At 39.3% G+C, this 16,162-nt stretch carries 14 protein-coding genes; 3 read left to right on the top strand and 11 right to left on the bottom strand.

Translation table 11 applies throughout. The annotated features are described in order from the left end of the window. The first annotated feature begins 304 nt into the window (after positions 1 to 304). Complete coding sequence (locus tag ACKXGF_RS05685; protein ID WP_167263812.1) at positions 305 to 1,033, top strand: Crp/Fnr family transcriptional regulator; 729 nt, start codon at positions 305 to 307, stop codon at positions 1,031 to 1,033. On the opposite strand, the gene ACKXGF_RS05680 is transcribed toward ACKXGF_RS05685, so the two are convergent. The 5 genes from ACKXGF_RS05680 to ACKXGF_RS05660 all read right to left on the bottom strand — a co-directional run bounded on the left by ACKXGF_RS05680 (position 1,028) and on the right by ACKXGF_RS05660 (position 8,116). Further along, positions 1,028 to 1,756, bottom strand: coding sequence for a helix-turn-helix domain-containing protein (locus tag ACKXGF_RS05680; protein WP_411955249.1), 729 nt, complete (start codon positions 1,754 to 1,756; stop codon positions 1,028 to 1,030). The genes ACKXGF_RS05685 and ACKXGF_RS05680 overlap by 6 nt on opposite strands. Before the next feature lie 143 nt (positions 1,757 to 1,899). Further along, complete coding sequence (locus tag ACKXGF_RS05675; protein WP_411955248.1) at positions 1,900 to 2,628, bottom strand: class C sortase; 729 nt, start codon at positions 2,626 to 2,628, stop codon at positions 1,900 to 1,902. Then, positions 2,628 to 3,473 carry a class C sortase gene (locus ACKXGF_RS05670; protein ID WP_411955558.1) on the bottom strand — a complete coding sequence of 282 codons (846 nt, stop codon included), beginning with the start codon at positions 3,471 to 3,473 and terminating at the stop codon, positions 2,628 to 2,630. The genes ACKXGF_RS05675 and ACKXGF_RS05670 overlap by 1 nt, the downstream gene beginning before the upstream one ends. 73 nt (positions 3,474 to 3,546) lie before the next feature. Beyond that, entirely contained in the window at positions 3,547 to 5,169 is a 1,623-nt protein-coding gene (locus ACKXGF_RS05665) for a SpaA isopeptide-forming pilin-related protein (RefSeq protein ID WP_411955247.1), read from the bottom strand. A 58-nt stretch (positions 5,170 to 5,227) separates the two neighbouring features. After that, positions 5,228 to 8,116, bottom strand: a complete 2,889-nt coding sequence (locus ACKXGF_RS05660; protein ID WP_411955246.1) for a Cna B-type domain-containing protein — start codon at positions 8,114 to 8,116, stop codon at positions 5,228 to 5,230. 244 nt (positions 8,117 to 8,360) lie between these two features. On the opposite strand from ACKXGF_RS05660, the gene ACKXGF_RS05655 reads away from it, so the two are divergent. Next, positions 8,361 to 9,116, top strand: coding sequence for a helix-turn-helix transcriptional regulator (locus ACKXGF_RS05655; RefSeq protein ID WP_411955245.1), 756 nt, complete (start codon positions 8,361 to 8,363; stop codon positions 9,114 to 9,116). A 94-nt stretch (positions 9,117 to 9,210) separates the two neighbouring features. Here ACKXGF_RS05655 and ACKXGF_RS05650 read toward each other — a convergent pair whose 3' ends face one another. After that, positions 9,211 to 10,194: a ring-cleaving dioxygenase gene (locus ACKXGF_RS05650; RefSeq protein WP_411955244.1), complete on the bottom strand. Its 984-nt coding sequence runs from the start codon at positions 10,192 to 10,194 to the stop codon at positions 9,211 to 9,213. Positions 10,195 to 10,323: 129 nt separating this feature from the next. On the opposite strand from ACKXGF_RS05650, the gene ACKXGF_RS05645 reads away from it, so the two are divergent. Then, positions 10,324 to 11,061, top strand: coding sequence for a tryptophan-rich sensory protein (locus ACKXGF_RS05645; RefSeq protein ID WP_411955243.1), 738 nt, complete (start codon positions 10,324 to 10,326; stop codon positions 11,059 to 11,061). A gap of 82 nt (positions 11,062 to 11,143) precedes the next feature. Here ACKXGF_RS05645 and ACKXGF_RS05640 read toward each other — a convergent pair whose 3' ends face one another. The 5 genes from ACKXGF_RS05640 to ACKXGF_RS05620 form a co-directional block, all read right to left on the bottom strand. After that, on the bottom strand, positions 11,144 to 12,385 hold the full coding sequence (locus tag ACKXGF_RS05640; RefSeq protein WP_411955242.1) for an amidohydrolase family protein: 1,242 nt from the start codon (positions 12,383 to 12,385) through the stop codon (positions 11,144 to 11,146). 12 nt (positions 12,386 to 12,397) lie between these two features. After that, on the bottom strand, positions 12,398 to 13,564 hold the full coding sequence (locus tag ACKXGF_RS05635) for a hypothetical protein (protein ID WP_411955241.1): 1,167 nt from the start codon (positions 13,562 to 13,564) through the stop codon (positions 12,398 to 12,400). A 220-nt stretch (positions 13,565 to 13,784) separates the two neighbouring features. After that, the gene (gene chrA, locus ACKXGF_RS05630) at positions 13,785 to 14,975 is read right to left on the bottom strand and encodes a chromate efflux transporter (protein WP_411955239.1); all 1,191 of its coding nucleotides are present in this window, start codon (positions 14,973 to 14,975) and stop codon (positions 13,785 to 13,787) included. Positions 14,976 to 14,989: 14 nt separating this feature from the next. Further along, the gene (locus tag ACKXGF_RS05625) at positions 14,990 to 15,295 is read right to left on the bottom strand and encodes a PadR family transcriptional regulator (RefSeq protein WP_411955238.1); all 306 of its coding nucleotides are present in this window, start codon (positions 15,293 to 15,295) and stop codon (positions 14,990 to 14,992) included. Positions 15,296 to 15,734: 439 nt separating this feature from the next. Next, positions 15,735 to 16,151 carry a universal stress protein gene (locus ACKXGF_RS05620; RefSeq protein WP_411955237.1) on the bottom strand — a complete coding sequence of 139 codons (417 nt, stop codon included), beginning with the start codon at positions 16,149 to 16,151 and terminating at the stop codon, positions 15,735 to 15,737. Positions 16,152 to 16,162: the final 11 nt, after the last annotated feature.

Below are 16,162 nucleotides of genomic sequence, written 5' to 3'. Positions count from 1 at the left end.
AGCAGGCACATCAAAAAGTATTCGATTGGCTTACAAATCACTTGCTGGGGGTGATCTGTATATTTATAATATCTGGTTAAGTGTAATTTTTCCGTTAACTAGTTCACAATAAAGAACGATTTTCGAATTATTTTATTATTTTTGATGAAAAATGCTAAAAATATACTTAATTTGATATTTTTTGTTCGTTATATGATTATTTTAAGATATATATTAGCTTTTTAAGGAGTTGTGGAATAACCAGGCTTTATATTCAAGATTATTGTATAATTATACTTATCAAATGATTTAAAGGGTGGGGAAAATGGAGTATAGTAAACTGTGGTACTTATCAAGAATTGGCTTTTTTGAGACGTTGCCATCTGAGATTGCAGAAGAAGCTCTAGAGTGTATTCACCATAATTACCTCAAACGTTACACAATTATTCAACGCCCAGATGATCCGGTGAAAGAACTCTATTTTATTAAAGCTGGAAGTGTGAGAATTTATTCAATTAATGAAGAAGGACGACAATTTACTTACTCAATGTTAGGGCCAGGCAGTACTTATGGAAAGATTAATACTTTCTCTCTTGGAATTGAAAATGTTTATATTGAAACGTTAGAACCTACTCATCTTTGTAGTATTTCGGAATCAGCGTTTAACGAGCTTTCAAAAAAACACCCAACATTATTAAATCGAGTGATCGAATTACTAAGTGAGCGTTTACAAGAACGTGAGGAAATGATGAAGTATATGGCCTTATATGATGTCCGTGAACGCTTAATTTACTTATTACAAAATCTATATAATCGTTACGGCCACGAAACAGCTGATTTGGAGTACTGTGAAATTGAGTTTCCACTAACTCATCAAGAACTAGCCAATATGATTGGTGTTACTCGCGAAGCCATTACAGGCACCTTAAAAAAGTTAACGACTGAAGGTTTAGTACGGTTACCAAAACGGAAAAAGATCGAAATTCATCGTAGCCTTACCGAAGAAAATCCTCTTCCAGCTTACATTCAAACCATGTATTCAGCAGAATCATAACAAATGAGTTTCTCGAAATTCAGTTGGGGTCATCCCGACAGTTTTCCGAAATTGAAACGTAAAATAACTAGGCTGAGAAAAACCTAAATCAGTTGCGATATCTCGGATTGACTGAGGTGAGTATCTCAGCCTTATTTTAGCTTCATCAATTCTCATTTGAGACACGTATTCTGACAATCCGATCTTCGTTTCTTTTTTAAACAGATATGATAAATAATTAGGATGAACATGGACTGCTTTAGCAATTGTTTTTAAACTGAGATCATCAGTAAGATTTTGTCGGACATAAAGCATGCTGCGCCGAACGGTTTCGCTGTAATGAATGTGTAAATGTTCTTGAACAAGACCTAAAAAATGAATAAGTAATGCTTGTTGCAATCTCTTTAATTGATCTTCTGTTTCCTTTTCCTCAACTAAATTAATCCAACTATCACTTTCTAAATACATTTCTTGGTGATTAATCCCTAGATTAATCATTCGCCGTGTCAATATAGCACATGCAACGATCAGTTTATTTTTACGACTGCGAAGAATATCTCCATTGGCTAAATCAGAATCATCAAAGTCATCAAACTCTTGTGCTAATTCTAGACAGGCAGGGTCACCTTGAAGAAATAAATCGAAAAATCGTTCTTCCTTTTCTAATGAATGAAATTGCTTTCGGGTTTGGCGACCATTCAACTTTAATTGCTCAATTTTAAAGGTATCTTCATAACTTTTCACACCTTAACCCTCCCATTCCTACGTGTTTCGATATTAGTACCATTATACCATAAAGTTTGTCATTTCTAGTTCTTAATGCTCACTATTTCGGTGCACGAAGAAAGACAGGTTTCATGAACCTGCCTTCTCATATGTTATGGTGGTTATTCATTAACCCTCTTTCCTTGAACAATTAATCGAAAAGCATTGGAACCATGAGGGTGACAGGTAACTAAAGTTGCTAAATCTTCACCATTTTGAATGCCTAGAGATTCTGTTTCATTTGGACGAATGACATCTGTTTGAACAACACGGTATGTTAATCGACCGCTGATACTTTCAATATGAAACACATCTCCTATGCTTAATTGATCTAAGTGTCGAAACATAACCTTTGTAGCCATACCCCTGTGGCCTGCTAACACCGTATGGGTATCTGCTCCACCAACTGGCATTGATGATCCTGGCACCACACCTACCCCATTTGCAAGTGACCAACGACTTGAATCAGGATAAATCGGTAACCTTAAATTTAATCGAGGAACGTCAATAACGGCATAAGCATTAGAAGTATTAACTTCTTCACCTCGGTCTCGCCTATTATCTTCTGTACCATTTGAACCTGTAGTCAGACTATCTTGAATTGAGTCAGTGAAATCAATATTTTCTAAGTCTGTACCGACACGTCCCCTTTTTTTAATTTCTTCATTATATTCACTCGCTTCTTCTCTTATTTCTGTTCGGTCTCTTTTTGATAATTTATTCCATGTTTCTTGAACTTCATATACTTTTGCCTCAGCCACTTCACCATTAATTAATTGCATCACATGTGGATATAACAAAACGGCTAAGCCTATGAGAAATATGATAACTAGCCACCAATTTTTTCTCACTATTCATCCACATCCTTTCGTCTTCTATGACGGATGAAGAATATGCCACTTATCATCCCCGTTATAACCACCGCACTCATGACATACCAGAAGTAACCTTGTTGTTCTTCAGGCAATTGTGTCAGTTGCGGGGCTGCCATCATTTGTTCTACATCATGATAAGGCACTCGTTCAGCATGTAATAACAAGCGGTGACTATTAATCATGTAGGGATCACACGTAATAAGTGTCATGAGTTCCTGATTGTCTTCATACGTTAGCCAATCTGTTTCGTGCGGTAAAACGATTTGTGTTTCATAGACTTCATATGCCATCTTCTCACCTAGTGATGATACATAAAACTGATCGCCGACTTCCAACTCATCTAGATCGCGGAACATTTTAGCGCTCGGTAAGCCACGATGTCCTGTTAGTACAGAATGTGTCCCTAATCCGCCAATTGGTAAGGAAGTATTAGACAAGTGACCTACACCTGCTTGCAACACATCTTCATCCGTTCCGTGATAAATCGGGAGTTTTACATTTATATCGGGTATTTCAATTGTTCCCATCGATTCACCAATATCAAGCATTGAGTAATAACTCGGGAAATCTTCCTGTTCATTTGAAGGATTAGATTCATCGAACGGATCCGAAAATGAAACCTGCCCTCTTATCATGTCCTCATTAAATGCTTCAGCTGCTTCTCGTTCGTTCGAAATATCGTCTGGGTTCGCCGCTTCAAGTGCAGCTTCACTATTTTCAATCACTTCATAATGTGTTTGAGTCGCCATCCAATTCCCTACAATCGGATAGGCAAAAATACTAAGCCCGATTAAGAATAGAGCACTTAATAATAGTTTCATTTTCACCTATACCGACCTCCTCCTTGTTCTATGTAATGAGAAAGAGAGCCGAAACTCTCTTTCTCATAAGCTATTAGGCTAATTGATGACGTCTTCTGAAGTAAATAACAAGCGCAATGGTCATTAATGTCAATCCAATTGCCGTGAAGAGAGAGGTTCCGATACCACCTGTTGCTGGTAGTTCATTTTCCCCCTCTTCATTAAAGACCGTCATTTCAACATTTCCATCTTCACCCGTGACTTGAACATCAAACATTTTCTGTGGAAGGTTATAACCATTGGGCGCCTTCACTTCTTCTAAATAATATTCACCGTAATCAAGGTCACCCCAGTAAAACTCACCGTTATCACCTGTTTTAACTCCTTCAACTTCTTCACCGTTATCATCCCATAATTGGAATTTAGCACCGTCTAATAATTCTTCATTTTCAGCATCTCGTTTAAACAACGTGATAGACCCAATTGTCGGTGTAACTTTAGTGGTATTGGAATCTACAGTATCATTCACATTGAATTGATTTTCGTAATGAACTTCTGCACTGTTTTCGATTGCTGATTCATTAGCTTCTCCATCAATATAAACAGTGAACGTGATCGACAATTGGTCCTTACCATCTAACAGATTAAAATCAGTAGCATTCCACTGTAAGATAGAATCATTTTCTGATGGGCCATCAAAGGCATCACTCACGTCATCACCATCAGCTGTAATGGTATAATCTCCTGTGAAGTTAAGATCTTCATCCAGCTCATCAACAATTTCAAATTGCTCATAACTTGCGATATCCTCTGGAATGTCGATGGTTAACGTATAATCAAAGTCTTCTTCACGATTAATTTGATTCATTTCAAGATTTGCTACTTTGTCGATCGTCGTTTCTGGGAAGTTAGTCACCATCACTTCTTCAACTTCACCTGTTTGGTCACTATTCGCAAAAGATCCTGTGTCAGTAATACTAAAGTCGTGTTGATGATCACCTGTGCCGACATACCCTGAAGGCGGGGCGTCTTCTGTAAAGTAGTAGTCACCGTATCTAAGACCATCGACTTGAATGACACCAGCTTCGTTCGTTGTGAATTGTGTCTCTTGACCTTCGTCTAAATTTTCACCGTGTAGTGTGAAATTCACACCAGCCATCGGTTCGCCAGTTTCATCCACTTTCTGTAATTGAACAGCTCCTCTAATTACTTCGTTTTTAGGATAGATCGTGACATCGTAATTAACACTCGATCCATCTTCGTTCGTCATCGGAATTTCCACTGTGAATTCTTCTGAATTTAAATTGACATGGTCAGGACCTGAATGTTCAACCACAGTGTATCGACCAAGTGGAAGATTTTCGAATTCCGTCATGCCATTGGCCGTTTCGTCAGAAAACGTTTCAATTGGTTCTTCTAGTTCTACCCATTGATTGGAGTTTGGATTGAATGAATGAGTTTGTGTGATTTTAAAAACGACTCCATCAAGCTCTTCCGCTTCCTCAGGAACTCCTTGTTCAGGCTCACCCGTACCTGGTTCACCACTGTCTAACTCATCAGTTTCTAAAGCGTATTTGTAAATCGTCAGACTCCCTGTTTCTTCTGAAAATACGGGTTCATTATTTTCATGACCATCCGCACTTAACGCTCCGAACGGTACTAACAATGTGAAAACCAACGCTAAAATCATCGACACTGAAAACCATTTTTTCGTCATTTTCTTCCCTCCCAAATTTTCAATCAACTTAAGGTTCAACAACCGATCATTCACTTGCTTAATCATGAGCTTGTCGCTTTCTACGCCAAAGGACATATCCTGCTGCGAGCATCAATAATGTACCAACCAGATAGAATCCATTGGCTCCGACTCCACCTGTTTCAGGAATTTCCCAACCTATAGGTGAGTTAGTTACGACTTCAACAGCATGCTCTCCGTTGTCGTCTTCACTATCTCCGCTTTCACTAATGACAATTTCAATAGGTTGTGTCCGTTTGCTAAAACCTTCAGGTGCTTTTTCTTCATAAAGCAAATAGGTTCCTAACTCTAAATTTTCAAATTCAGCTTTTCCATTTGAAGTGGTAAGCGTTTCCTCATAATCACTTAAAGTATCTAAACTTTCTAGCCTGAAGGTTGCTGAATCAGAAGTAATTAAATCACCTAATTGGTTTGTTTTCTCAACCGTTAGTGATCCAAGAATCTTTTCATATACATAAGTTACCGTTTGAGGTTCTAAAGTGAATGTTCCCGATGCTGAAGCTGATTCGTCAGCTAATTTCACAAATCGATAACCTGTTATATCTTTTTCTTCAGTGTTATATGCCTCTCCGAACATCCCTGTTTTTTCTATACCTTCATCTAAGACATTGCCATCAAGATCCACATACTCAACCGTTACTTTTCCACCTTCCAGGTGCGTATTCAGTATTCTTATATCACCCGTGTTGTCATTTGAATAAGTAACTTTGTAGCCTTCAGGGACCCCAATTTCTTCAACATCATAATCATTTACTTCTCCAGTAACGGGATCAAATTTTCGTAGTCCGCTAAAAGTATGCGACCAATCATTTTCATCATTTAACGTTATTGTGTTACCAAAAGGTTCCTGGTTTTTGTACAATTGCACGTCAATCGGTCCTGCAATAGTTCCATCCCATTCTTTTAGAACATTGATTGATGTTGTACTTACGTTGATATTAGTGAATGTAAATCCTTCTTCTATTGACCCTGTACGTTCTGAAGTGAAATTGGTTATTTCTTTTTCTTGAACGTTATAAGCAATGGGATCACCTTGATCATCAAACTTATTGAGATTATTAAATGATCCTTCCCATGGTTCACTATTCAATGTTAGTTCATCAACTTTATCGCCATTTACTAATAATTCAAAAGTAGCTGATTCGGCTTTATCTCCAATCCATTCTTTTTTCACATCTATAGAAATTTTTTCGGGATTATACGTATTTATGACTTTCATGCCGTCTAAGGTTTTTTCGTAATTAACTGGTACATCTTCTTCATCAACACTAAAAGAATATGGCTGACCATAGGAGTCATAAAGGTTCACATTTTCCCATATATAGGTCCATGCTTCATCTTCAGAACCATCCACTACCCCTGAATCTATAACTACTGGTTCAACGTTTGTGCTTGAATGTATTAGTTTTAAGGTAATAGCAGATTTCGGACCTTCTCCACTCCACACTTTCTCTCCTACTTTATCCCCTTTTGGAACAACAACTTCAAAATGACCGTCTACATCGTGTCCACCACCAACATTACTGTCTATAATAATGTCAAATAGCCCACCGTCCGTAAGTTCTAAATCGGCTATATTAAATTTCGCAACGGACCAATGTGCATCATCTGTATTACCTTGAGGATCCGTATGTGCATACGTTGTTTGATCCACAATAATATCCACTCCAGGACTAAAATGATCAATGTCAATTGACGACACCCCATTAATAGAAACGCCTTCAACTCCGTGTGTTGATTCAACAGCTAAGTAAACTGTCCCTTGGTAACTCCAAATGAGCTCTGGATAAGTGTGTTTATTAGTTGAAGATCCACTTAATTCTGTTGCGTTCACGATACCGCCAGTGTCCACATGATACTCATTTAATTCATCATGATTCATGACCGTGTAATCATCTTTTGATTGAGATGAATCTTGAGTTTCTGATTCTTCTGTATCCTTTTCATCCAACTCGCTTTCTAAGTCTTTATCTTCACTCTTATTTTTTTCTGATTTTTCATTAGTCGATTCCTCAGATTCTTGCTGTTCTGTTGAATCATTTGCCTCTTCCTCTAACTCATCTTCATTTGAAGATTGTTCTTCTTTCTCATCTTCCGCTGGGTCAGGGTCAGAATCTTCTTTCGTCTCCTCTTCTCCTGATTGACCAGATTCGTTGTCCTGATTAGAAGTGTCTTTTTCCTTAGGTGCCATATAAGTATGAGTAAAGACATTTCCGTTTCGTTCGGTTTCGAAATTGTCTACTGGTAAACTGACTGGCGAGTATTGAATCAGAGTGCCATCCGTGGTATATTTCGGTAAACTCGTAAACTTGAAGCTTGATTCTTCACCAGATATCGCTTTATCTTGGGCGACATTTCCACTGGCATCATGAATTTGGTATTCAACACTTGGTAAATTGACATCGTCTGGTACACCAATCCACTTTTGTTGTATGGTTAATTCAACGTTCATGTCTGGGACAATTTTGACTTCATCAAATGCTGTGACACCCTGATAAGAGCCATCAACTTTGAATTTGAAGTTCGCCACTTCTTGGTTAATTATGGCTGTCGTGAATGTCATTTGATAAAGGCCTGGATCGACAGGTAGATTAACTTGGTAGCCTGATCCAGATTGGTGTACATCAAAATTGGACGTTGAGCCATTGTGCGTTTTGGATAACACTTGACCATAACTCAATCCATTACCAAAGTTGATTGATGCAGTTGAACTGTCTTCAGTTCCCTCCTCTACTAGCATTGTGACTTTCCACTGAATAGAATCTTGCGAATGGTCCACTTGTTGAATCGTGAATTTACCTTCATCTTGCGAAAACATTGAATTAGCCGATGCTGTAACAGAAGGTAAAATTGGATTGACCAGTAGCAACAAGATTGACATCAGCGAAACGACCTTCACATGTTTCATTCTGTTACCTCCTTTCAAATTTTGTCTCACTTCCCCCTGATAGTTCTTAGTTTAGAATTTTCAAAAAATAAAAGTTGTAAGATCGGACTATTTTCTTGTATAATAAGACTATAATTATTTCAATATTGTGAAAATAAACTTTTAGGTGTACATACATAGAGAAGTTAGGAGGTGAATCTTCGTTACGATTGGCTCGGGTGATCTTTAATAGGGGAAATACACAGCGTATTTCGAGGTGACGGAGATGATAAAAGAATTCATGTCACCAGACGAATCGAACCAGGATTCGCAGCTTTTTCAATTGCTTGCCTTAAAAGAAGCGATTGAGGAATTCGATCCAAAAGTCATATCCTGTCTGGAGAAGAAAGATCAGATGGCGGCGGAACATGAATTAACCGAGCTGTGCTTCCAATTGCTGGAGATACCTGAGGAAGATCATTTATTAATATTTAGAATTTATTTTACGAGTCTGATCACTGAGATTATCCGAAGATTCACCCTTAGGGGAAGGTTGCAAACAGCTCATTTGGGGAATGGGCTAGCCATCATTGCAATCGTGGAGAATTGGCAAACAGTGGCAGAATTTATGTCCTTAATCCCATGGTTTATAGACAAAGTCATCCATGACATCATAGGGTGTGTAGCACTTATTGAATACACTCCGACCATGGGACGAATCTTGAATCTAATAAATGAAAATATCGAAGGAAGCCATCTAACTTTAAAGTGGATTTCCGAGGCTTTAGAGGTTTCAACGTCTCACTTATGTAATATCTTCAAAACAGAAATGGATGAGACGATCGGATCTTATGTCAATCGCCGAAAAATACAAGAAGCTGCGTTTGATATTAAAGAGTCTCGACTGACTTTAACTGAGATTGGCGAAAAATATGGTTTTGGCAGTCAAAGCTACTTTATTCGTACGTTCAAAAGGTACATGAATACGACACCACTTAAGTACAAACAGCAATATTTTTTAACACATGTCGATGCTTTATAAACAAAAGCCGCTTTCACTAGTGAAAGCGGCTTTTGTTTATGTGATAACAAGAAAACAGCCCTGCAAATTATTGTTCGCAAGGCTGTTTTCTCGTTTATTCGTATTCTTTTTCAAAATTAATCGTACTACGAACTGTATCTATATGACGAACTTGAGCTTCAATTTCTTCACGTTTGTCTTCATAAAATGGTGGTAGAGCAAGTTCTTCACCAAGTGTCTCGTGTGGCTCATCGCCCATAAATCCAGGTCCATCTGTTGCCAGTTCAAATAAGATTTGTGGTGCAACACGGGCGTAAAGCGACTGGAAATAGAAACGGTCGACAAGCCCTGAGTTCGGCAGGCCAACTTGGTTATAGACATCAAGCCATTGTTTAAGAGCATCTTCGTCAGGTACACGAAAAGCTGCATGGTGGACTGTTCCATATCCTTGACGAGCTTGCGGTAACTCATTGTTGTGTTCGATGATGACTTGTGCGCCATTACCACCTTCACCCACTTCGAATAAATAAAAGCCATCTGCTTGAGCAATTTCTGTGAATCCGTAAACACGTTCTAGGACAAGTTTGATTCGTTCAATTTCCGAAACACGAACATGTAACGGCCCAAGTCCCGTAATCGCGTATTCTAACGGAATAGGTCCATCTTGCCATGGTGTACCTGATACGACACCTTGATTATGCTCATCGGAAATAAGTTGATATTGCTGATCATCAAAATCTACAAACGGCAGTACCTGCTTACCGAATTGTGTTTGGATCCCGTCATGCTCGACACCTAGTCGATCAAACCGCTTCACCCAGTAATCAAGCGCTTCGTCACTTGGCACTCGGAATGAAGTTAAGAAGATCTCATCCGTTCCGTGACGCCCTTTTGGAACACCTGGAAAATCGAAGAACGTCATATCCGTACCTGGACTTCCTTTATCATCAGCAAAAAACAAATGATACGTCTGAATATCATCTTGATTGACAGTTTTTTTGACTAATCGCATGCCTAATGTGTATGTGAAAAACTTATAATTCTCTTCTGCACTGCTTGTAATCGCAGTAACATGGTGCATGCCACGCAAACCTTCCATAAGATTAAAGCCTCCATTTCAATTTATCTTGAATTTAAAATAATTATAACAGGTATTCCCTCTGTTTTCAAAACATAACCTCGTCCTACTTATCATAACTTATACTATACTAGGTGAAAGGGTGGTTGCATGGGGCTGAAGGTACTTAACCTGATTATGCTATTGCTTATGCTCGGATTTAATGTATACGCAAATCTCCTACCATTAAATGGACAAACAACGGGTGAAATTTCTGATGGATTAAATGTGTTATTAATTCCTGCTGACTATACATTTGCTATTTGGGGGTTAATTTACGGTTCCCTGATTATATGGGTAATCATGCTGTTTATTAGTCCAAATGGTGATCTCGTCACAGAATCACTAGGCTATAGTTTGATTGCCAGCCACATATTCAACATGGCGTGGCTCGTTTTCTTTCATTATGAATGGTTCGGCTTAGCGTTATTAGCGATTGTTGCATTATGGATTACTTTATTAATAAGTTACCGTCGAATTTCCAACACTGAAGTAAGTCAAGCTTGGCGATTTCCAATATCAATTTACTTGGCTTGGGTTACGGTTGCTACCTTAATTAGTATTGCCATTGTGATTAACGTGAATGATGGGTTCACGTGGGTTCCTCCTGTTATTGGAACACTATTCTTCATTTGGCTCGCTGCTATTTCTGCGATCATCGGTCTAGGTCGAACAGGCGATGTTTGGTTTCCAATCGTTATGATTTGGGCACTCATAGGAATCACGATTAATCGATTAGAGTATCCTGTTATTGCTTACAGTTCACTCTGTATTGCTGGCTTACTAGCGGTTGTGATTATCAGTTTCTTTTTCACACAACAAAAAGCCAGCCGCAAAGATAACGACTGACTAGAGTTGAAAAATATTCTTTAGCAGGATTGTGAAAAACCCGTCGTCTTACTGACAATCCTGCTTCCTTTTTAAGAAAAACTTAACGCGCATCTTTCTCGACTTGACCGTCTTTCATAACATAGCGAATATAATCATGATCCTGCAGTTGGTCCAATTCTTCTACTGGATTTCCTTTCGTAATGACAACGTCAGCGAGTTTACCAGCTTCTAGTGTTCCCACTTGATCACCCCAACCGAGACATTCGGCAGCATTTTTTGTCGTCATCACGATCGTATCCATCGCATCCACACCAGCTTCATTCATTAAAGCTAATTCACGCAAGTTCGTTCCATGTTTCATCACACCTGCGTCTGTTCCCATGGCGATTTTGACACCTTTATCATAGGCAAGCTTAACGCTTTTACGATGAGATTCAATCACTTCCTTCGTCTTATCAACCGCGGATTGTGGCATTCCTTTCTCATCTGCTGTTTCTAACACGGATACTGGAGCTAGCAACGTCGGCACTAAATAGGTACCATTTTCGACCATTAAATCAGCTGCTTCTTCATCGACAAATATACCGTGTTCAATCGAGTGAATCCCAGCATGTACAGCATTTTTTATGCCTTCAGAACCTTGTGCGTGAGCCATAACCTTCACACCATTACGATATTGACCTTCTTGCACAATCGCTTCTAATTCTTCTGGTGAAAATTGAGTAAATGTCGGATGATCTGTCGGACTTAACACACCACCTGTCGCATGTACTTTCAACACTTCTGCACCAGCGCGTAACATTTCTCTCGCCTTTTTCCTCACTTCAGCAACGCCGTCACAGCGACCATCTGGCATACCTCTGAAATCTGATGGCTGAATATCAAGCACATCACCATTCAATTGTGTCCCGTCACCATGGCCACCTGTAATCGTTAAAGCATTAATACTTAGTTGCATACGCGGCCCATCAACCAAGCCGTTTTGGACGGCTTTTTTAACGCCTAAGTCTGTACCAAGTGCATCACGCACTGTCGTCACACCAGCGTTCAGTGTTTCTTTCATATATTCTTGAACTTGGAAATATCGGTATGAGAATGGTGTTGTCAGTCGCTCAGATAAAGGCGAATATTCCATCATCATGTGGACATGTGTATCAATAAATCCAGGTAAGACAGCCCCTCCTTCTGCATCAACGACTACTTCATCACCTTTAACGTTATAATCAGATTTCGGACCCACATAGTCTATTTTATTGCCATCAACGACAACAACTTCTCCTTTACGTGGAGCACCTCCGTGTCCATCAATAACCAGTCCATTTTCAATGATTGTTTTAGTCATAATTTTTCCTCCTTAAAGTGTTTGAATGAGAATGCCTGCAATAACGACGGATGCCATAGTGACAGTTGTAAAGCCACCAATTAACATCGGCGAAAGCAACTCATCAAATATCATTTTCTCTTCTTCTTTGTTACGTGCGGTACTTCGACTTACTTCCTCGCAAACGATATAGTCGCCAGGGAAACCAAATAGGGCTGTAAGTGCTACTGGCATACCTTTAAATGGATGCCAACCAACTAGTTTCGATGCTAACCAACCTCCGAAGGCAATGCTCGCTGTACCAACTAGTAAAATAGTTAAAATAGCAGGAAGATTTTCTACGACTTGCATTGGTGTCACGTCAGCCATAGTTCCGATTACGACGAAAATAATAGCAATCATCGTCATCGTAAACGAGTTCGCATGACGTAATGACTCATGTTGGTAGAAACCGACTTTCAAACCGGTGATTCCGATCGCTAGTGACCATAAACTGTAATGAATAGGAGTCAGTTCGCTTAATGAAATCGCGATTGCACCACCAACAAAGACACTGAATAATCGTATAACTTGAGATTTCCCTACAGCTGATGATTCCTGATCACTCACGCTGTCGCCTTCTTTTTTCACGGGAACAAAAGTCCCTGCGTCGATTTTTTCTTTAATAATAGTTGCATAACGACGCATAAAGTTAAGTGCTAATGGCATTCCGAGTACCCCTTGGAAAGCCACAACCAGCGCAGGAATAACAACAATAGCGGATAAACCAATTTCGGTTAATTTTTCGGAAGTAATAATAAGTGCAACGACGCCTCCGCTAAGAGGTCCAACACCTGCAACAGCCGTTTGATAATCAAATATTAAGGTAACGACGCTGATGACGATCACTCCGGCAATTGCTATGCCCGCAAGTGCGATAAATACAGCTTTATATTGAACTTTTAAAACAGACAACGGCATCAATGTGCCCATATGTACAATAGCAACCGCAATTAAAATATTTCCGAGGCCAGCAAATTGTGATCGGTCTAATATGTCTTCTGGAAAAACCCCTGTCCAAACGAGTAATAAATAACCGACCATAGCGGTTAATAGCATTGGTACCCGTGCCCGTGTTTTAATCGATAGCCATTCACCGAATGCAATGAGTGCGAATACGAGTGTTGTCGCAATAAGGGGTTGATTTAATAGTTGTTCCAATATGAATCCCTCCTGATGTTTTAAAGATGACTATATCACTCGTCTTCACGGGTGTCTAGATTGTTTTCAGATTATTTACACAAATCTAAAAACTGAATAATGATTCATTGTCGACAACTCTTGGCTTGTCGTGTGAACGTAAACGCTTACACACTTTGTAAATATTCGCAATTTTCAATTAAATTATTTAGTTAAAAAAACACGCCCCTAACGGACGTGTTTAGCTTATGAACTGGATAATATATCCACCGACAACACCTAGTAGTACAATCATCCAAGCTGGTACTTTCCAAATGTTTAATAGCGCAAATAAAATGACGGCTAACACGAAGTCTGGTGCGTTCATGATTGAACTGCTGACAACGGGATCATAAAAAGCAGCTAATAAGATTCCTACTACACTTGCGTTGACGCCCATGAGTACGCCTTGAAATGATGAGCGTTGGCGTAATGTGTTTAAAAATGGCAATGCTGCTAGTAATAATAGAAAAGATGGCAAGAACATTGCAATGGTTGCGACAACTGCCCCTGTGACACCTTCCATAATCGTTCCAAGATAACTTGAGAATGTGAACAGTGGACCTGGAACAGCTTGAGCCATACCATAACCAGCTAGGAATTCATTCGCTGATAACAAACCTTGTGGAACAACTTCTCGCTCAAGCATTGGTAAGACAACATGACCACCACCGAAAACGAGTGAACCAACACGGAAGAATATATCGAATATGTTTAGGAATGGATTATCAATCGCACGGTTAAGTAAAGGCGTCACGGTTAAAATCGTCACGAGTGTCCCGAGCGACGCAATTCCTAATTTTTTCGAGATGTTAAACGAAAATGGTTGAACTTTGGATTCAGCTTTGTCTTTGAAAAAAGTAAAACCAATCAGTGCAGCCGCTAAAATGACAAGAATCTGCATCCATGCTGATGGATATAGAAGCATAATCGCTGCGGCGACAATTGCAATCGCTAACCGTGATTTATCTGGGGTTAGTTTTTGACCTAGTCCGATTAACGCATGCAACACAACAGCTGCAGCAACAATTTTCAAGCTAGCAATAAACCCTGCGTCATCTAGGCTGAATGTCTGGTACATGAGTGCAAATACGATTAAGACAATGACAGATGGAATCGTAAAACCAAACCATGAAATTAAGCCACCAATGATACCACCTCGGAGCATTCCGATCGATATTCCTACTTGTGAACTGGCTGGTCCAGGTAAAAACTGACACAACGCAATAATGTCGGCATACATTTTATCATCGAGCCATTTTCGTCGGTCAATGTATTCGTCTTTAAAATAAGCCAAGTGCGCAACAGGTCCTCCGAATGAGGTTAAGCCGAGCTTTGTTGAGATTAATAAGATTTCGAGCCACGTTTTAATTCTGCTCCTCTGCTCTTGCATATAAACGCCTCCCTTTATTTGATTTCTTTAAATAGTTCGTAGGCTTTCTCACGTGCTTCTTGTAAAATGTAAGCTCCTTTTTCCGTCGTCGTATAATACTTACGGATTTTTCCCTCGACATTGCGTTCTTCTTTTGTAAGTAGCCCGTCTGCTTCCATCGAGTGTAAAATCGGATAGAGCGTGCCAGAACTAATGTCGTAACCATGCTCTTTTAACTCTTCTACCATCCAGACCCCATAGATCGGATGTTCTGCCGCATGATGCAAAATGTGAATATGAATAAATCCGAGAAACAATTTACGTAAGACCTTGTCTTCCATGGCAAACCTCCTTTTATGGTTGATATCGAAATCCGATATCGACATTATATAATGGGGGTGTTAGTTAATTCAACAAGATTTGTTGAAACTTTACATGATCTTTACATAGTTTTGTTCGGTCGATGGAAAATTGGATGGTGGCGATGGTAAAATGATCCGACTCGCTGGTAAGTAGATGCAACTCGATGATAAATAGTGGATGACGATGATAAATTCAAAATCTCGATGGAAACGGGTGTGATGCCGATGGTAAATGTCATAAACTCGATGGAATCCAATCAATTTCACCTATAGATTTCTCGATTTCACAACAAAGAAGCCAAACGAACGCATTCGTTTGGCCTCATCTTGCAATTTATTTCATTATCTCCGTAAGTTTTGACATAACTTCCCCTATTTATTTCAAAACTTAATCCATTTATCTCATAAATACAGTGATTTATTTAATAATCATCACAGGACACTCGACACGCTTAGCGACCTTGTGACTGACGCTACCTAAGACAAGCGTTTGTAGTTGATTCAGACCACGGCTACCAACAATTGCCATATCATATTCGCCACTATTAGCAAATTTAACAATCTCTGGGCCTGGTTCACCGTGAAGCATGCGTACGTCATAATCGACACCTGCTTCTTCCAACCTTGCTTCAACTGGCGAGATCTTCTCACGACGACGTTTATCAATCTCAAATTTATTCGCGTGATGCAGTACATCTTTTTTCGAAGCATCACCATCAATAACAAATACGACATCAATCGTTCCTTCACTGCTTTTTGCTAAATGTATCGCATGTTCAGCTGATCTAAGTGAATGCTCAGATCCATCAGTCGCAAGTAAAATTCGTTTATACATATTGTTCACCT

This window comes from Alkalibacillus sp. S2W (assembly GCF_046764385.1).
Taxonomy (GTDB): Bacteria; Bacillota; Bacilli; order Bacillales; family Alkalibacillaceae; genus Alkalibacillus; species Alkalibacillus almallahensis.
Note: the sequence above shows the minus strand (reverse complement) of the source record. Positions and strands in the feature narration are given on the sequence as shown.